Source organism: Nioella sp. MMSF_3534, assembly GCF_030732985.1.
Classification (GTDB): Bacteria; Pseudomonadota; Alphaproteobacteria; order Rhodobacterales; family Rhodobacteraceae; genus Nioella.
Window position 1 is genome coordinate 1 of record NZ_JASHJX010000063.1, and the last position, 17830, is coordinate 17830.

Sequence of the window (17830 nt, forward strand, 5' to 3'; positions counted from 1 at the left end):
GGGGCTTGTGGCCTTATATGGGGAGGCGTTGGAAAGGCGACGGCGATGGCAAAGAACACGAGCGGGCGCGGGCAGCGCGATTTGCGGGTCAAGGTGAAGACCGCGCGGGGGCGGAAACTGTCCTCGACGCTGTGGCTGGAGCGTCAGCTAAACGACCCATATGTGCAACGCGCCAAGCGTGAGGGCTATCGTGGTCGCGCGGCCTTCAAGATACTGGAGCTGGATGACAAGTTTCGCTTCCTCGTGCCCGGTGCGCGCGTGGTCGACCTGGGTTGTGCCCCCGGCGGCTGGTGCCAGGTGGCGGTGAAGCGCGTCAATGCCCTGGGCGAGAAACCGGGCAAGAAGATCGGCACGATCCTGGGCATCGACCTGCAGGAGGTGGAGCCGATTGCGGGCTGTGAGATCCATCAGCTCGATTTCATGGAAGACGATGCCGACGAGAAGGTGAAGACCTGGCTTGGCGGCAAGGCCGATGTGGTGATGAGCGACATGGCGGCGTCGGCCTCGGGGCACAAGCAGACCGATCATTTGCGGATCATCGCACTGTGCGAGGCGGCGGCCTATTTTGCTTTCGACGTTCTGGAAGAGGGAGGCACCTTCGTGGCCAAGGTTCTGGCAGGCGGCGCCGAGGGCGATTTGCAACAGATGCTGAAGCAGAAATTCACCAAGGTCGCCAATGTGAAACCGGGGGCGAGCCGGTCGGATTCTTCCGAGAAATTCGTGGTGGCCACCGGCTTTCGGGGCTAGGCCCCGCGCCAATCCGTCCCAGCCACCGGAATTGGGGCTTTCCCTTTTGCCAAACCCATGAGATAGGGACGTGCCAACCGTAACTCCCAGCCTTGGAGGCCCTTATGGAGATTCGCGAGGCGCTTACCTTCGACGACGTCCTGCTTGTGCCCGGCGCATCCTCGGTCCTGCCGAGCACCGCCGACACGCGCACATGGGTGACACAAACCATCAAGATGAACATCCCGCTACTGTCCTCTGCGATGGACACGGTGACCGAGAGCCGCATGGCGATTGCGATGGCGCAGGCGGGCGGCATGGGGGTGATCCACAAGAACCTGAATGTCGAGGACCAGGCCCGCGAAGTGCGGCGGGTCAAGCGCTTTGAAAGCGGGATCGTCTACAACCCGGTGACGTTGCGGGTGGATCAGACGCTGGCCGATGCCAAGGCATTGATCGAAAGGTATAATTTCACGGGCTTCCCGGTGGTCGATGCAGAGGGCCGCGTGGTGGGCATCCTGACCAACCGGGATATGCGATTTGCCTCGTCGGACGACACCCCGGTGCATGTGATGATGACCTCACACGATCTGGCGATGCTGGCCGAACCCGCCGATCTGGAAGAAGCCAAGAGCCTGATGCGGGCGCGGCGGATCGAAAAGCTGCTGGTCCATGACGGGCAGGGCAAGCTGACCGGGCTGCTGACCCTGAAGGACACTGAACAGGCGGTTCTGAACCCCACGGCCTGCAAGGACGAGCTTGGGCGCCTCAGGGTCGCGGCGGCGACATCGGTGGGCGATTCCGGCTTTGAGCGGACCGAGGCGCTGGTGGAGTCCGGTGTCGACATCGTCGTGGTCGATACCGCACATGGCCATTCCGAGGGCGTGATCGACGCGGTGAGACGCGCCAAGCGGCTGTCGAACACCGTGCAGGTCATCGCGGGCAACGTGGCGACAGGCGAGGCCACGCGGGCCCTGATCGACGCGGGCGCGGATGCGGTGAAGGTCGGGATCGGGCCGGGCTCGATCTGTACCACGCGGATCGTGGCGGGTGTGGGCGTGCCGCAGCTGACCGCGATCATGGATTGTGCCCGGGCCGCGGCCGAGACCGGAACCCCGATCATTGCCGATGGCGGCATCAAGTATTCCGGCGATTTCGCCAAGGCCATCGCGGCGGGGGCCAATTGCGCCATGGTCGGCAGCATGATCGCGGGCACCGATGAAAGCCCCGGTGAGGTCATCCTCTACCAGGGCCGCTCGTTCAAATCCTATCGCGGGATGGGGTCGCTCGGCGCCATGGCGCGCGGTTCCGCCGATCGCTATTTCCAGAAGGATGCGGCCAGTGACAAGCTGGTGCCCGAGGGGATCGAGGGGCAGGTCCCCTACAAAGGGTCCGCCAGCGCGGTCGTGCATCAGCTGGTGGGCGGCCTGCGCGCGGCCATGGGCTATACCGGATCTGCCACGGTGGACGAGATGCGGGGGGGCTGCAACTTCGTGCGGATCACCGGCGCTGGGCTGAAGGAAAGCCATGTCCATGACGTTCAGATCACACGCGAAAGCCCGAATTATCGTTTTGGATGATGGTGTTGCGGGCTGAACTTGAGGTGGTTTCGTGACCCCCGCCGCGCGGGTTGCCGCCGCAATCGAGGTGCTGGATAGCTGGCTGGACGGCGTGCCGGCCGAGAAGGCCCTGACCGGTTGGGCGCGCGGGGCGCGCTATGCCGGGTCCAAGGACCGGGCGGCCGTTCGCGACCATGTCTATGATGTCTTGCGCCGCAAGGGTGCGTGCGCGGCGCTCGGCGGTGTGGACGGGCGCGGGCTGATGCTGGGGCTGTTGCGGTTGCAGGGCGTTGACCCCGCGACGGTTTTCACCGGCGAGGGGCACGCCCCGGTCCCGCTGAGTGATGCTGAACGGCAGGCTCCGGATGCGTCCCCCGATATCTGGCGCGATGTTCCTGACTGGTTGCATCAGCCCCTGCGGGAAAGCCTTGGCGCGTGCGCTGCGGATGTCATTGGCGCCTTGCAGAAACGCGCGCCGCTCTACATGCGGGTCAATGCCCGGAAAGCTTCGGTTAACCAAGCTCAGGAACGCCTTCTAGAGGACGGAATTAATTCGGAAACCTGTCAGGCTGAGATGGCTTTGAAAGTCACGGAAGGCGATCGTCGCTTGCGGCAATCCTCTGCCTATCTGGACGGGTTGGTCGAGATCCAGGACCTCTCGGTTCAACTGGCCTGCGCGGCGGTGGACTGGCCGCAGAGGGGCAGGGTTCTGGACTATTGCGCCGGGGGCGGTGGCAAGGCTCTGGCCATCGCGGCGGTGTCGGATGCGCAGGTCTTTGTCCATGACGCCAATCCCTCCCGAATGTCGGATATCCCCGCGCGTGCGGCGCGGGCGGGTGTGATACTGACGACGATCTCTCGCCCGGATGACTGCGAACCCTATGATCTGGTGCTATGCGACGTGCCCTGTTCGGGGTCCGGTACGTGGCGGCGGGACCCGGAAGCCAAATGGCGGCTGACCCCGGAGAGACTGGCGGAACTCGGGCAGGTCCAGCGCCAGATTGTCAAGCAGGCACAAGCACTTGTCAGGCCCGGTGGGCGCCTGGTCTACATGACCTGCTCGCTGCTTGATGCGGAAAATCAGGCTGTGGTGGACGCCGCCCTGTCGGCGGCGGACTGGGAGATGCTGACCTCTGCCCGATTCCTGCCCCCCGAGGCATCCGACGGCTTTTTCCTGGCGGTCACGCGCCGGAATGGCAACGGCTGAAACCGTTCAGATTTTAATCCGAAATTAACACATTTCTGTCCTGATGGTCCCGGAATGGAAGCTGGAGGATCAGGGTGGCGGAGCATTCGGTCGTGTCGCGCAGGCGAAACCTGTTGCCAAGGGGCGGTGCCTCCTGGGCATTGATCCTGCTGGCCCTGGCCTGTTTACCTGTGGCCTATCTTGCGGAGTCTGTCCTGGCGCGCGTTGCAGGGCTTGCCGCGGCGGCGTCGATCACGGCGACGGCATTCCTGCTGACGCTCGGGCAATTCCGCCGTGCGCGGGCCGATGAAACGGCCATGCGCAATGCCATCTCGGTGGCCGCAGAAGATCCCGTTGCGGTGTTCTGTACCGATTCCCAAGGTGCCATCCTGTTTCAGAACCCCGCCGCCTGCGACAGGTTCGGCCCGCGCGACGGGCAACCCATGTCGCGGGCCCTTGCTGGGCTGGTGCCCAATGCCTCGGCTGTGGCCTTCCGGCAGGAAACCGCCCTGATGCGCGACCGATCCTGCCGCGAAACCGTTGTGACGCGGCGCGGTGCGGTGCAGGTGACGGCGTTTCGCGTGGGCACCGGAACGCTCTGGCGTCTGGAGGAAATCGCGGACCACCATCATCGTCATCCCGGCGGCACCAGCCTGCCGATGATGGTGGTCAGCCGCAGCGACACGATCCTGTCGATGAACGAGGCGATGCGCGAGACGCTCGGCGACCGGAAAAAGGCGCTTTCGGATGTGTTCGAAGCCCTGCCGGTCAAGACCGGTCAGAGGGTACGTCTGAGCGGGGCGGAGGACTGGATCGAGGTTCTGGTGATCGAGCTGCAGGCCGGTGACGGGCGGCGCGAGATCTATGTGCTGCCGGTGGACCTGCTGCCGCTGGAAGACAGCGTCGCCGCGCGGGCCTTCGGTGCGCTTCCCGTGGCGCTGGTCCACATTGCCGGGGACGGGCGCATTCTGGCTGCCAACCCCCGCGCTCAGTCGTTGATGGCCTGCCACCCCGATGGCACGACGAACCTCGCCGATGTGGTCGAAGGTCTGGGGAGGCCGATTCATGACTGGCTGAGCGATGTGCTGGAGGAGCGCATCCCCTCACGGCCCGAGATGGTGCGGGCGAAGATGCGCGAGGATGATTGCTTCGTGCAGATCACCCTTGGCCGCATTGCCGGAGAGGGCGAGGCCACGCTTCTGGGTGTTCTTCACGATGCGACGGCGCTCAAATCGATGGAACAGCAATTCGTGCAAAGCCAGAAGATGCAGGCCGTGGGGGAGCTCGCAGGCGGTGTCGCTCATGATTTCAATAACTTGCTGACGGCGATCACGGGCCATTGCGATCTGCTGATGCTGCGCCACGACCAAGGGGACCCCGACTATGCGGATCTTGTCCAGATCAACCAGAATGCCAACCGCGCCGCCAGTCTCGTTGGCCAGTTGCTGGCTTTCTCGCGCAAGCAGACCATGCGGCCAGAGGTGCTGGACCTGCGGGAAACCATGCCCGATCTGACCCATCTGCTGAACCGGCTGGTGGGCGAAAAGATCAAGCTGGACCTGACCCACGATCCGAATCTCCTGCCGATCCGCGCGGATCGCCGTCAGCTTGATCAGGTCATCATGAACCTCGTCGTGAATGCGCGCGACGCCATGCCGGAGGGCGGCACCATCCGCGTCGAAACACGCGTCACCACCCTGCAAGACGCGCTGCGCCGCGACCGGGCAGAGGTGGCGCCCGGTCAATATGTGACGATCCATGTGCGCGATGAGGGCACGGGGATACCGCCTGATCAGATCGCGCGCATTTTTGAGCCCTTTTTCACCACCAAGCGCGCGGGAGAGGGAACCGGGCTGGGGCTTTCGATGGTGTATGGCATTGTCAAGCAGTCGGGTGGCTACGTGTTTGTCGATAGCACTGTGGGGGAAGGCTCTGAATTCGTGATCTATTTCCCTGTGCATGAGCGAAGCGAACCGGTCGCCCCGGATGGCGAAGCGACCCGAGAGCTCCCGGCCCGGCTCGTGGATCTGCCCCGTGATGCGGTGGTGCTGCTGGTCGAGGACGAGGCCTCCGTCCGGGCCTTCGCCTCGCGGGCGCTGCGGATGCGCGGGTTCACCGTTATTGAGGCTGAAAACGCAGAGGACGCTCTGGAGACACTTGCGGATAGCAGCCTCGACGTGGATGTCTTCGTCACCGATGTGATCATGCCGGGCATGGACGGCCCGACATGGGTGCGCGAAGCGCTGAAGGATCGTCCCGATGTCAAGGTCGTCTTCGTGTCAGGCTACGCCGAGGATGCGGTGGAACAAACCGAGGCGAAGGTCCCGAATTCGGTCTTTCTGGCCAAACCTTTCACCCTGTCGGACCTGACCTCGACAGTGCAGCGGCAACTGCATTAGTCCTGCCCGGAAAGACTGTCCCACAAGGCAAACTCCGCCGCGGCCTCTCGCATCAGGCGATTCCGCATCGCGTCCGAGAGCTCTACCGGCCCCTTGGGGGACACGTTGGCGCGCGAAATGTCCAGCGACCTGTCCAGCCGGTCTTCCATGAAACGGACCAGATTCGCGATGCGATCGTACCGGAAGAGCCGGTCGACGGCGAGATTGCCCTGACCGTCGGAGAGAAAATTGGCCTGCGATCCGACTTCGGCATAGGCAGGTTTGTCGTCGCGCAACCAGGCCTCGACGAATGCGTCGAAGCTGAGCCCGGCGGTGGAGTTCGGCTTGCCGTCCAGTTGCGGGCGGGACCGGTACCTGTACCAGCTTCCCAGCCAGTCAACCGGCTCTCGCATCACGGCCACCAGCTCCATCGGGCGCTTGCCACGCTGCTCGAAAAAACTCGACAGGCGGTTCCGGTATCCCTGCGCCGAGACATGTTTCTGCCCCGGCGGATCGAGAATCGCCGCGCTGGCGTGAGGCAGCAAGGCTTGTTCCAGCGCCGTTGTACCCGTCTTGGGGACCGCCAGAAGAACGATTCTCTGCTTCCAGAACACCAGCATCCGTTTGAAACTCCACTTACTTCGTCACTTTAAACCTTTTCTTAATCCTTCACGGAAAAACTGGGTACGACAAGATTTTACTTGAAATGTTCGCGTTTTGATCTCAGAACGGGTTGAGAACAAGAGGCGAACATGAGCATCATTGCCGCGGAGCAAGCGGTATGGAATAAGGAGCCGAACAACATGGCAATGGCAAACCTTCTCGACATGACCGATCGTAAATCCGCAGACAAGCAGAAGGCGCTCGACAGTGCGCTGGCCCAGATCGAACGTCAGTTCGGCAAGGGCTCCATCATGAAACTCGGCGCCGACAACCCGGTGGCGGAGATCGAGGCGACCTCAACAGGCTCTCTCGGGCTCGACATCGCGCTCGGTATTGGCGGCCTGCCCAAGGGCCGGATCATCGAGATCTACGGGCCCGAAAGCTCGGGCAAGACAACGCTGACGCTGCATTGCATCGCGGAAGAGCAGAAGAAGGGCGGCGTGTGCGCCTTTGTCGATGCGGAACATGCGCTTGACCCGCTATATGCGAAAAAACTTGGCGTCGATCTGGACGAGCTGCTGATTTCGCAGCCCGATACCGGCGAACAGGCGCTGGAGATCGTGGATACGCTGGTGCGCTCCGGTGCGGTGACCATGGTCGTGGTCGATTCAGTCGCCGCCCTGACCCCGAAATCCGAACTGGAAGGCGACATGGGCGACAGCTCGGTCGGTGTCCACGCCCGTCTGATGAGCCAGGCGATGCGCAAGCTGACCGGCTCGATCAGCCGGACGCGATGCACGGTGGTGTTCATCAACCAGATCCGCATGAAGATCGGCGTCATGTTCGGCAGCCCGGAAACCACAACCGGCGGCAATGCGCTGAAATTCTACAGTTCTGTCCGTCTGGACATTCGCCGGATCGGGTCCATCAAGGACCGCGACGAGGTGGTGGGAAACGCCACCCGCGTCAAGGTTGTGAAGAACAAGGTCGCGCCGCCTTTCAAACAGGTGGAGTTTGACATCATGTATGGCGAAGGCATCTCGAAGACCGGCGAGTTGCTGGACCTGGGCGTCAAGGCCGGCGTGGTGGAAAAATCAGGCAGCTGGTATTCCTACGGGGATGAGCGGATCGGGCAGGGCAGAGTGAACGCCAAGGCCTTCCTGAAGGAAAACAGTTCGGTGGCAATGTCCATCGAGGACAAGATCCGCGCCGCCCATGGGCTGGATTTCCACATGACCGAGGGTGACGAGGATATGGTCGAGGAGTGATCCTCCGACGGTAGAATGACAGGGGCGGCCCGGCAGGAGCCGCCCTTTTTCATGGGCGCCCCGCGCCCCGAGACCGCTTTGCCCTGTGGACAGCGCCGCAGGTGGGGTTTACATGCCGTAAGACCTGCAAAACCGCCTGCCGAGAAGGGGCCCTGCCACGATGGCCAGCCTGAACGACATCCGCTCCACCTTCCTGAATTACTTCGCCCGCAACGGCCATGAGATCGTCGACAGCTCACCTTTGGTGCCGCGCAACGATCCGACGCTCATGTTCACCAATTCGGGCATGGTCCAGTTCAAGAACCTCTTCACCGGGGTCGAACATCGCGACTACAACCGCGCGACGACATCGCAGAAATGCGTGCGGGCTGGCGGCAAGCATAACGACCTCGACAATGTGGGCTATACCGCGCGTCATCACACGTTCTTCGAAATGCTGGGAAATTTCAGCTTCGGAGATTATTTCAAGGATGAGGCGATCCATTTCGCCTGGGAACTGATCACCCGCGATTTCGGCATCCCGAAGGACAAGCTGTATACCACGGTTTACCATACCGATGACGAGGCGTTCGAGATCTGGAAGAAGGTGGGCGTGCCCGAGGATCGGATCATCCGCATCGCGACCTCCGACAATTTCTGGCAGATGGGCCCGACCGGCCCCTGCGGCCCCTGCACCGAGATCTTCTATGATCACGGCGATCATATCTGGGGTGGCCCCCCGGGTAGCCCCGAGGAAGACGGCGACCGGTTCATCGAGATCTGGAACATCGTTTTCATGCAGAACGAGCAGTTCGAGGACGGCTCGATGCGGGCGCTCGACATGCAGTCGATCGACACCGGCATGGGGCTGGAACGGATCGGTGCGCTGTTGCAGGGCAGCCATGACAACTATGACACGGACCTGTTCAAGGCACTGATCGAGGCCTCGGCCCATGCCACCAGTGTCGATCCCTATGGCGACAAGAACGTCCATCACCGGGTGATCGCGGACCACCTGCGGTCGACCTCGTTCCTGATTGCCGATGGCGTGATGCCCTCGAACGAAGGACGCGGCTACGTTCTGCGCCGGATCATGCGCCGCGCCATGCGGCATGCGCACCTGTTGGGCGCGGCCGATCCGCTGATGCACCGGCTGGTGCCGTCGCTGGTCAGTCAGATGGGCCAGCATTACCCGGAACTGACCCGCGCACAGGCGCTGATCGAGGAAACCCTGAAGCTGGAGGAAACCCGGTTCCGCCAGACGCTGGATCGCGGCCTGAAGCTGCTGGACGAGGAACTGACCGATCTGCCCGACGGGGCGGAACTGCCGGGCCGGACCGCGTTCAAGCTCTATGACACTTACGGTTTTCCGCTCGACCTGACTCAGGATGCGCTGCGCGAAAAGGGCCGGGCGGTGGACATGGCAGGCTTCGACGAGGCGATGGAAGAACAGAAAGCCAAGGCCCGTGCCGCGTGGTCGGGCTCTGGCGAGGCGGCGGACAATGCCGTCTGGTTCGACATTGCCGACGGCAAGGGCGCGACGGATTTCCTGGGCTATGACACGGAAAAGGCCGAAGGCCAGGTCATCGCGCTGATCGTCGATGGCGCCCGAGTCGAGGGAATTGCCGAGGGCGGAGACGGCTGGGTCGTGGTGAACCAGACCCCCTTTTACGGCGAATCCGGCGGCCAGGTCGGCGATACCGGCGTGATCCGGCGGCTGGAAGACCGCGACGAGGTGGCGCTGGTCGAAGACACCCGCAAATTCGCGGATGGCAAGATCACGGCCCACAAGGTCGTGATGGAGCGTGGCGAGATGAAGCTGGGCGACCCGGTGGAACTGGAGGTGGATCACAGCCGCCGCAGCACGATCCGGGCCAATCACTCTGCCACGCACCTGCTGCACGAGGCGCTGCGCCGGGCACTTGGCGATCACGTGGCACAGCGCGGGTCGCTGAATGCGCCCGACCGGCTGCGTTTCGATTTCAGCCATTCCAAGGGGCTGACGCTGGAGGAACTCAAGCAGGTCGAGGAGGAGGTGAACGCCTTCATCCGCCAGAATACCCCCGTCGAGACCCGGATCATGACGCCCGATGATGCACGCGGCCTTGGGGCGCAGGCGCTGTTTGGCGAGAAATACGGCGACGAGGTGCGCGTGGTGTCCATGGGCAAGCTGGCCGGGTCCGGCAAGGGCATGGATGGCGAGACCTATTCGTTGGAACTCTGCGGCGGCACCCATGTGCGCCAGACCGGTGACATCGGTGTGTTCGTGGCGCTTGGCGACAGTGCCTCCAGCGCCGGGGTGCGCCGGATCGAGGCGCTGACGGGGGCGGCGGCCTTCGATTACCTGTCGGCGCAGGATCACCGGCTGGCCGCGGTCGCGGGCCTGTTGAAGGCGCAGCCGGGCGATGTGGCCGAGCGGGTGCAGGCCCTGATGGCCGAACGCCGGTCGCTGGAAAACGAGGTGGCGCAGCTGCGCAAGCAATTGGCGATGGCCGGTGGTGGCGGCGGCGCGGCCCCGGCGGATCGCGATGTGAACGGCATCACCTTCCTGGCGCAGGTGCTGGAAGGCGTGACCGGTAAGGATCTGCCGGGCCTGATTGACGAGCACAAGGCGCGCATGGGCGAAGGCTCTGCCGTGCTCCTGATGGCCGATGCGGGCGGCAAGGTGGCCGTGGCAGCTGGGGTCAGCGATGACTTGACGGGCCGGGTGTCGGCGGTCGATCTACTGAAGGCGGCGGTCGTTGAACTGGGCGGCAAGGGCGGCGGTGGCCGGCCCGACATGGCCCAGGGTGGCGGCAAGGATATCGCCGGGGCCGAGGCGGCCATCGCGGCGGCGGAAACAGTTTTGAAGGGAGTTTGAGCCATGCCATCTGCACTCTGGATTGCCCATGTGACGGTGACCGACGAAGCAGCCTATTCGAAATATGCGGCGATCGCGACAGAGGCGATTGCCGAACATGGCGGTGTCTTTCTGGCCCGTGGCGGGCGCTACATCCAGAAGGAAGGCCGGGACCATCCCCGCAATGTGGTGGCCCGGTTCCCGTCTCTCGACGCGGCCAACGCGTGCTATGAATCGGCGCGCTACCAGGAGGCGCTGAGCCATGCGCGCGGCGCGTCCGAGCGCGATCTGGTGATCGTCGAGGAATACGAATAGGGGGATTTCGCCGCCTGCGGCGTCGACCGGGGGGGGGGGGGGGGGGGCCCCTTCGGGGCCGTCGTCGGCCCGCGTTGCCACGGGATGGTGGCGGGGGCGGTGCCCTGTGGTTTCGGCGGGTTTCGCCGGTTGATGGCTACGGGATGATCTGCTGAGAGGCCCCGAGGGTGGGATCTGCCCACCTCAGGGCCTTTTCGAGTCTATCGGTCCGATCCTCGCGTCAAGGGCAAGCGGCCTTGCGGCCGGCGCATGCGCGCCCCTTGACCCGAGGATCGGACGGGGGCGCTATTGCGGCAGGGCGGTTTTGGACTGGGGCATGGCGAGGGGGTGGTCGGGCCAAACGGGTACGGCACTGCGCAGCCCTTGGTTAATACCAATCTTTGCGATTGTCATGATCTTCTCGGCGCCGGAGAATCGGCGCAAAAGAGTGATAGTTTCGCCGGAGAAAAGCATATGTGCCGTTGGGCCGCCTATATCGGGGAACCGATCTTTCTGGACGAGGTGGTCAGCCGTCCCGGCCATTCCCTGATTCACCAAAGTCAGAACGCCACCGAGGCCAAGACCGTCACCAATGGCGACGGGTTCGGGCTGGCCTGGTATGATCGCAGGCCGGAACCGGGGCTCTACCGCGATGTCTATCCGGCCTGGTCGGACCCGAACCTGCGCTCGCTGGTCGAGCAGGTCTGCTCTGGCCTGTTCCTGGCCCATGTGCGGGCCTCGACCGGATCGGCGATCAGCCGCAACAACTGTCATCCCTTCGTGGTCGGACGCTGGAGCTTCATGCATAACGGGCAAGTCGGCGGGTTTGAACATTTCCGCAAACATGCCGATATGATGGTGCCCGACGATCTTTATGCCTATCGCAAAGGGGCGACGGATAGCGAGGTGCTGTTCCTTCTGGCACTGGCGGAAGGTCTGGACGGCGATCCGGCGGGGGCGCTGGCACGGGCGGCGGGCAAGCTGGCGGGATTGTCCCGGTCGCATGGTGCTGCGCCACATCTGCGCCTGTCGGCGGCCTTCAGCGATGGCACCGCGCTTTGGGCCGCGCGCGGATCCTCGGACAGCATCTCGCCCACGGTCTACTATCGCTGGTCGGACACGCGCAAAGGTTGGGCCGTTGTGTCCGAACCGCTGGAGATGGGAGAGGCGGACTGGACACCGCTGGCCCCCGGAAAACTCGCAAGGTTCGAAGGCGACCGGATGGATCTTTACGACCTGCCGCTCTGATCCTCATCCGGGTCTTCGGGCGCGGGCATCTCTGGCCTTGCCTGACGGAAATATCCTGCAATGAGCGAGAGGCGCATCGACAGGCTGTCTTTCTGCTCGTGCAACTGGCGCACGGTCATCCGGCGACGGCGCACCACCGCGCGGGCGACACGGAAATCCCACCGGCGTTTCTGTTCCAGATAGCTTTCGGGCAGGCGGCGGCGGACCCATTTCCACGCCCATCCCAGTTGCAGAAAGGCGATGAGCTTGAACAGCCATTTGGCCAGCGTCGTCCAGAGCATGCGCCAGAGCGCGCCGACGCCCGCCGCGATCATGAAGGGCAGCTTGACCGAGAAGAGCACGACCCAGAGCCCGATGGAACTGACCGAGAGCGCCAGCGTGGCGAAGATCACGATGAGCGCGGCGACCAGTTGTTCATACCATTGCAACCCGCGATACCAGCCCATCATGCGGCTGTAACGCTCGGCAGCCGCCGCCTTGAACCGTTTGAACAGCGCATCGAGTCGGTTGCGAAGGGCCGAGCCCATGATCATCGGCAGGACCGTGGTCATGACCCATTTCTTGATCAGCTCGATGCGGAAGAAGAGCGCGGCTTGCGTTTTCAGCCAGATCAGAATGGCGGGCAGCTCGATTGACACGATCTTCTGGCCGATCACCTTGAGCTGCAGGAAGATCAGCCCGAGCGCGATCAGCACCTCGTCGCCAAGCCACAGGGTCAGCAGGACCGACAGGGCCACGACGAGGACAAGCAGGAACAGGGCGCGCCAGAACATGGAGGCAATGTAGCGATTGGTGGCGCGGTGGCTATGCCTGATCCGCGCCGGGCCCGGCCTTGCGTCGGGCCTGCAAGCGGAACAGGCCAAAGCTGACCGCCGGCAGGACCAAGAGGACAGCAATAACGGCAAGGATCAGGGTTGCCCGTTCATTGTCCCAGCAATCGGCCACGTTATAGCCGGGGTTGGCGGCGCGGCCTCCGGCGCAGTCTGCCTGCCATTCTAGACGCAACCGAACAACCGCGTAGGCGGGGAGTAGTGCCAGAATGGCAGGCAGCCAGATGAAAAGGTTTTTCAGGAAACGGATCACCCGGCCAGCGCCTTGTTCAGGTTCTCGTCGATCTTTTCGAGGAAGCTCATCGTCGTGTGCCAGCCCTGATCGGGGCCGACCAGCAGGGCGAGATCCTTGGTCATGTGGCCCGCTTCCACCGTGTCGATGATGACCTTTTCCAGTGTCTCGGCGAAGGCCCGAAGGGGCTGATTATCGTCAAGCTTGGCGCGGTGTTTCAGCGCCCCGGTCCATGCGAAGATCGACGCGATGGAATTGGTCGAGGTCTGCTGGCCCGCCTGATGCTGGCGGTAATGGCGGGTGACGGTGCCGTGCGCCGCCTCGGCCTCCATGATCTTGCCATCGGGCGTCAGGAGCTGAGAGCTCATCATCCCGAGCGAGCCGAAGCCCTGTGCCACGGTGTCGGATTGAACGTCGCCATCGTAGTTCTTGCAGGCCCAGACAAAGCCGCCATTCCACTTGAGCGCGCAGGCGACCATGTCGTCGATCAGGCGATGCTGGTATTCGATGCCCGCGTCCTTGAACTGGTCCTCGAACTCCGCTTCGAACACCTCCTGGAAGATGTCCTTGAACCGCCCGTCATAGGCCTTGAGGATGGTGTTCTTGGTGGACAGGTAGACCGGCCATTTCAGGTCCAGCCCATAGTTGAAGGATGCACGGGCGAAATCCCGGATGGAGTCGTCGAGGTTGTACATCGCCATGGTGACGCCGGCAGAGGGCGCGTCGAAGACCTCGCGCTCGATCACCTCGCCATCTTCGCCCTCGAATTTCAGCGTGATCTTGCCCTTGCCGGGGAAGCGGAAATCGGTGGCGCGGTACTGGTCGCCATAGGCGTGGCGGCCCACGACAATGGGCTGGGTCCAGCCCGGCACCAGACGCGGCACGTTGCGGCAGATGATCGGTTTGCGAAAGACGACGCCGCCCAGGATGTTGCGGATCGTGCCGTTGGGGCTGCGATACATGCGCTTGAGCCCGAATTCCTCCACCCGCTGTTCATCGGGGGTGATCGTCGCGCATTTGACGGCGCAGCCGACCTCTAGCGTCTTTTCTGCGGCGTCCACCGTCACCTGATCGTCCGTGTGGTCACGCTCCTCGATGCCCAGATCGTAGTAGAGCAGGTCGATATCCAGATATGGCAGGATCAGTTTCTGCTTGATGAAATCCCACATGATGCGGGTCATTTCATCGCCATCCATTTCGACGATGGGATTGTCGACTTTGATCTTGGTCATCGGGAACCTCGGAACTGGGGGTGTGTTGCGGGAGGAATAGCAATTCCGCAAAGTGTATGCAATCGTATACCGTTATCTCGGCGTGAGTTCGCGTTGCATCGTTGCGCCAAGCTCCGCGAGGGCGAGAACCTGTTCGGGGCGGGACAGGGCTGTGCGCAGCGAGATCTCCAACCCCTTTGGCGAACGGCGGATGACGGGCAGGGCACCGCGCGGCAAGCTGTCCTCGGTTCCGTCCATGATCGGGTGCGTGGCGATCGGGGTCAGCGCCTCCCGCGCCTCTGGCGTGGCCATCATCAGGCAGCGGGCACCGGGCACGTCCACGGATTCGAGCCGCGCAGCCTCTGGCCCGAGATCGCCGAACATGCTGGACATCAGGAAACCGCCCATGCCACCGCCGAGCTTGCCAAGCATGGTTTCGGCCTTCCTGGCCTCCGCGGGGGACATGGCAGGCCCCAGAATGGCCAGCCCCTCCGCGATTCCGGCGTCTGGGGCGTGCCATGTCGTGCTCCGCTTGGTGCGGCCGCTGCCATCGGTGGCCGAATTGAGCTTGATTTCCATCCGCCACCCGGCCTCCGGGTCGGAAATCGTGGTTACGCGGGCGCGTCCCCCGGTGCCTTCCTGCCGGTCATAGCGCCAGCCCCGGTCCGTCACAGCGTTGCGCAGCGCGGCTTGCCGCCGGGACGACTGCATGAGGGCGTAGCCGATCAATACCGTCCCGGTGAGCGATGCGAGAATGAGAATGACGATAACAAGGGTCTGGGACATGCGGGCTCTCAAATGACATTGCAGCAACTATGCGCAAAGCCTAGCGGACGGCGGCCCGCCTGTCACCGCAGGGCATCAGCGCCGACCGAAAAATTCCGCGATCTTCGGGCTCAGCCAGTCCCACAGCCCCGGTGCGCCCTTGGTGATCTTGTGACCCACGCGGGTGCGGATCTGATCTTCGGTCACGTTGTATTCAGGCCAGCTGCCGCCCTCGGAATGCAGGTTCAGAACCGGCGGCTGAAACCTGTCGAGCGATTTGGCAAAGACGGCATCGGGGCTTTCGGCGGCTTCGAACTCGTCCCAAAGCGCGCGGAACTCTGCCGCCAGATCGTCGGGGAGAAGTCCGAAGATCCGGTCGGCGGCGGCCTCTTCGGCGAGGGCAAGCGCCTCGAAGTCGTGGGTGCCGTGAACGGGGGCGTCACCTGCGTCGATTTCCACGAGGTCATGCAGGATCAACATGCGGATCACCCGGTCGATGCGAACGCCGTCCGGGGCCTGATCGGCCAGGGTGAGCGCAAAGAGCGTCAGGTGCCAGCTATGCTCGGCACTGTTTTCGCGGCGGATACGCCCGGTGATCCAACTGGCCCGGTCGATCCGTTTCAACCGGTCGGCCTCGATCAGGAACGCCAACTGGCGGTCGAGCCGGTCTCTCATTCCGCCGCTTTCGCCGCCTTGGCCTTGGCGATACGTGCGTCCAGCCAGATACGCCCGCGCTTTTCGGCGCGGCGGATGCGGACAGATGTCATGAAGGCCTCTTGCAGGGTCATGGAGGCGGCCCCGATCGTGGTCGACAGCTGTTCGATCAGCCGGTCATCATCATAGTCTTCTTCGGCCTGAAGCGCGTCCATCGCCAGCTTGTCGGCCAATTCAGTGATGAAATCGCCGCCACCGGACATCAGCGGGTAGACTCTGTCAGGCGGCGCTTCACATAGGTCTGCACCGAGTCGATCATCGGGTCCATGTAGGGATCCTCGAAGAAGTGACCGGCACCTTCCATCTCCTCATGGGTGATGGTGATGCCCTTCTGTTCATGCAGCTTGTCGACCAGAATGCGGGTGTCCTGCGGCTTGGCCACGCGATCCGCCGATCCGTTGATGATCAGCCCCGAGGAGGGGCAGGGCGCGAGGAAGCTGAAGTCGTACATGTTCGCGGGCGGGCTGACCGAGATGAAGCCGGTGATCTCGGGCCGCCGCATCAGCAGTTGCATGCCGATCCAGGCGCCGAAGCTGAAGCCCGCGACCCAGCAATGTTTGGAATTCTGGTTCATCGACTGCAGATAGTCGAGTGCCGAGGCGGCGTCGGACAGCTCGCCGATACCCTGATCGTACTCGCCCTGACTGCGGCCCACGCCCCGGAAGTTGAAGCGCAGAACGGTGAAGCCGATCTTGTGGAACGCGTAGTGCAGGTTATAGACCACGCGATTGTTCATCGTGCCGCCGAATTGCGGATGCGGGTGCAGGATGATCGCGATCGGGGCGTCCTTGGCTTTCTGGGGGTGGTAGCGGCCTTCCAGTCGGCCCTCCGGTCCAGGGAAAATCACCTCGGGCATCGCGGCTCCTTCAACTTTTGCTCTTGCTGGCGCGTCTGGCGCGGCGGGGTTGTCATTGACGCCCTTGCGCGACGCTACCTAGAATGTCGGATCAGCCCCCGTCCGGCTTGAACAGGGGGGTGGATCGCAGTTAAGCCTCCTTGCGGGAAAGGTCAATGTTCATAGGCCTCTGAACGCCGCGCCAGAAGGGAAAAACCGATGAAACTGAGCACCAAGGGACGCTACGCGATGGTTGCGCTGGCCGATCTGGCCCTTCAGGGAACCGAAGGGCTGACTTCGCTGGCGGAAATCTCGAAGCGTCAGGATATCTCGCTGCCCTATCTCGAGCAGCTCTTCGTCAAGCTGCGCCGGGCCGGGCTGGTGGAGTCGGTGCGCGGGCCGGGGGGCGGGTATCGGCTGGCACGTCCCGCCGCCGAGATCCGGGTGTCGGATGTGCTGGGGGCGGTGGATGAAACGGTGAGTGCGCTGCATACCGGGGCCGGGGCCTCGGGCGGGATGTCGGGCAGTCGCGCGCAGAGCATGACCAACCGGTTGTGGGAGGGGCTGAGCGCACATGTCTATGTCTTTCTGCACCAGACGCGACTTTCTGACGTGGTGCAGAACGATCTGACCCCGTGCCCGGCGGTGCCGAACCTGTTTCATGTGGTGGACGAGGAGTGAGCCACTTTGCTGTGGCGCAGTTGGCTGGGTCGGGACGCCTCCGGCGGGAGTATTTTGGCCAAGAAGAAGGGGGCAGGGCGCGCGTTAAGGTTAACGGGGATGCGTTAAGGGGCTGGCAACTGGACCTTTCCGTTGCGGCGGGGCAGAAGGGCGTGAACCGAGCAGGAGGGTGACATGGCACCGCGCAGCTATCTCGACTGGAACGCGACCGCACCTCTGCGCCCCGAAGCGCGGGCTGCGATGTGTGCGGCCATGGATGTGGTGGGCAACCCGTCCTCGGTCCATGCGGAGGGGCGCGCGGCAACGGCGCTGATCGAAAAGGCGCGGGCGCAGGTGGCCGAGGCTTTCGGGGCACAGGCCAGCGATATCGTCTTTACATCGGGCGCGACCGAGGCCGCCGCGCTGGCCCTGGCCGGGCGGGGGCTGCATGGGTCGGGCGTGGAACATGACGCGGTGCGGGCCTGGGTCACCGAGGATATGCC

At 63.5% G+C, this 17830-nt stretch carries 18 protein-coding genes; 10 read left to right on the forward strand and 8 right to left on the reverse strand.

What is annotated here, in order from left to right:
- Positions 1 to 45: 45 nt before the first annotated feature.
- From RBB16_RS18825 to RBB16_RS18840, 4 genes are all read left to right on the forward strand, one after another.
- The gene (locus RBB16_RS18825) at positions 46 to 747 is read left to right on the forward strand and encodes an RlmE family RNA methyltransferase (protein ID WP_306047592.1); all 702 of its coding nucleotides are present in this window, start codon (positions 46 to 48) and stop codon (positions 745 to 747) included.
- 104 nt (positions 748 to 851) lie between these two features.
- The gene (guaB, locus tag RBB16_RS18830) at positions 852 to 2306 is read left to right on the forward strand and encodes an IMP dehydrogenase (RefSeq protein WP_306047593.1); all 1455 of its coding nucleotides are present in this window, start codon (positions 852 to 854) and stop codon (positions 2304 to 2306) included.
- Between the two features lie 31 nt (positions 2307 to 2337).
- Positions 2338 to 3492, forward strand: a complete 1155-nt coding sequence (locus RBB16_RS18835) for an RsmB/NOP family class I SAM-dependent RNA methyltransferase (RefSeq protein ID WP_306047594.1) — start codon at positions 2338 to 2340, stop codon at positions 3490 to 3492.
- A gap of 74 nt (positions 3493 to 3566) precedes the next feature.
- The gene (locus tag RBB16_RS18840) at positions 3567 to 5870 is read left to right on the forward strand and encodes an ATP-binding protein (protein ID WP_306047595.1); all 2304 of its coding nucleotides are present in this window, start codon (positions 3567 to 3569) and stop codon (positions 5868 to 5870) included.
- Here the strand turns inward: RBB16_RS18840 and RBB16_RS18845 are convergent.
- Entirely contained in the window at positions 5867 to 6469 is a 603-nt protein-coding gene (locus RBB16_RS18845; protein WP_306047596.1) for a gamma-glutamyl kinase, read from the reverse strand. The two genes, RBB16_RS18840 and RBB16_RS18845, sit on opposite strands and share 4 nt — an antisense overlap.
- A 183-nt stretch (positions 6470 to 6652) precedes the next feature.
- Here RBB16_RS18845 and recA point away from each other — a divergent pair, with 183 nt between their 5' ends.
- From recA to RBB16_RS18865, 4 genes are all read left to right on the forward strand, one after another.
- The gene (gene recA, locus RBB16_RS18850; RefSeq protein ID WP_306047597.1) at positions 6653 to 7720 is read left to right on the forward strand and encodes a recombinase RecA; all 1068 of its coding nucleotides are present in this window, start codon (positions 6653 to 6655) and stop codon (positions 7718 to 7720) included.
- A 160-nt stretch (positions 7721 to 7880) separates the two neighbouring features.
- Entirely contained in the window at positions 7881 to 10559 is a 2679-nt protein-coding gene (alaS, locus tag RBB16_RS18855; protein ID WP_306047598.1) for an alanine--tRNA ligase, read from the forward strand.
- Between the two features lie 3 nt (positions 10560 to 10562).
- The gene (locus tag RBB16_RS18860) at positions 10563 to 10853 is read left to right on the forward strand and encodes a DUF1330 domain-containing protein (protein ID WP_071690427.1); all 291 of its coding nucleotides are present in this window, start codon (positions 10563 to 10565) and stop codon (positions 10851 to 10853) included.
- A 453-nt stretch (positions 10854 to 11306) separates the two neighbouring features.
- Positions 11307 to 12080 (forward strand): class II glutamine amidotransferase, encoded by a 774-nt coding sequence (locus tag RBB16_RS18865; RefSeq protein ID WP_306047599.1) that lies wholly within the window; start codon positions 11307 to 11309, stop codon positions 12078 to 12080.
- On the opposite strand, the gene RBB16_RS18870 is transcribed toward RBB16_RS18865, so the two are convergent.
- The 7 genes from RBB16_RS18870 to RBB16_RS18900 all read right to left on the reverse strand — a co-directional run bounded on the left by RBB16_RS18870 (position 12062) and on the right by RBB16_RS18900 (position 16688).
- Positions 12062 to 12853: a hypothetical protein gene (locus RBB16_RS18870; protein ID WP_306047600.1), complete on the reverse strand. Its 792-nt coding sequence runs from the start codon at positions 12851 to 12853 to the stop codon at positions 12062 to 12064. The genes RBB16_RS18865 and RBB16_RS18870 overlap by 19 nt on opposite strands.
- Positions 12854 to 12884: 31 nt before the next feature.
- The gene (locus tag RBB16_RS18875; RefSeq protein ID WP_306047601.1) at positions 12885 to 13163 is read right to left on the reverse strand and encodes a hypothetical protein; all 279 of its coding nucleotides are present in this window, start codon (positions 13161 to 13163) and stop codon (positions 12885 to 12887) included.
- On the reverse strand, positions 13160 to 14374 hold the full coding sequence (locus RBB16_RS18880; RefSeq protein WP_306047602.1) for an NADP-dependent isocitrate dehydrogenase: 1215 nt from the start codon (positions 14372 to 14374) through the stop codon (positions 13160 to 13162). The genes RBB16_RS18875 and RBB16_RS18880 overlap by 4 nt, the downstream gene beginning before the upstream one ends.
- Before the next feature lie 72 nt (positions 14375 to 14446).
- Positions 14447 to 15139: a hypothetical protein gene (locus RBB16_RS18885; RefSeq protein ID WP_306047603.1), complete on the reverse strand. Its 693-nt coding sequence runs from the start codon at positions 15137 to 15139 to the stop codon at positions 14447 to 14449.
- 75 nt (positions 15140 to 15214) lie between these two features.
- Positions 15215 to 15793, reverse strand: a complete 579-nt coding sequence (locus RBB16_RS18890) for an HD domain-containing protein (protein ID WP_306047604.1) — start codon at positions 15791 to 15793, stop codon at positions 15215 to 15217.
- Complete coding sequence (locus RBB16_RS18895) at positions 15790 to 16035, reverse strand: hypothetical protein (RefSeq protein WP_071690436.1); 246 nt, start codon at positions 16033 to 16035, stop codon at positions 15790 to 15792. Before RBB16_RS18895 ends, RBB16_RS18890 begins: the two co-directional genes overlap by 4 nt.
- Positions 16035 to 16688, reverse strand: coding sequence for an alpha/beta hydrolase (locus tag RBB16_RS18900; RefSeq protein ID WP_071690437.1), 654 nt, complete (start codon positions 16686 to 16688; stop codon positions 16035 to 16037). The genes RBB16_RS18895 and RBB16_RS18900 overlap by 1 nt, the downstream gene beginning before the upstream one ends.
- A 198-nt stretch (positions 16689 to 16886) precedes the next feature.
- On the opposite strand from RBB16_RS18900, the gene RBB16_RS18905 reads away from it, so the two are divergent.
- Together RBB16_RS18905 and RBB16_RS18910 are read left to right on the forward strand one after the other, a co-directional pair.
- Complete coding sequence (locus RBB16_RS18905) at positions 16887 to 17348, forward strand: Rrf2 family transcriptional regulator (protein WP_306047605.1); 462 nt, start codon at positions 16887 to 16889, stop codon at positions 17346 to 17348.
- A gap of 174 nt (positions 17349 to 17522) precedes the next feature.
- A partial coding sequence (locus RBB16_RS18910) for an aminotransferase class V-fold PLP-dependent enzyme (protein ID WP_306047606.1) occupies positions 17523 to 17830 on the forward strand: 308 nt, incomplete at its 3' end.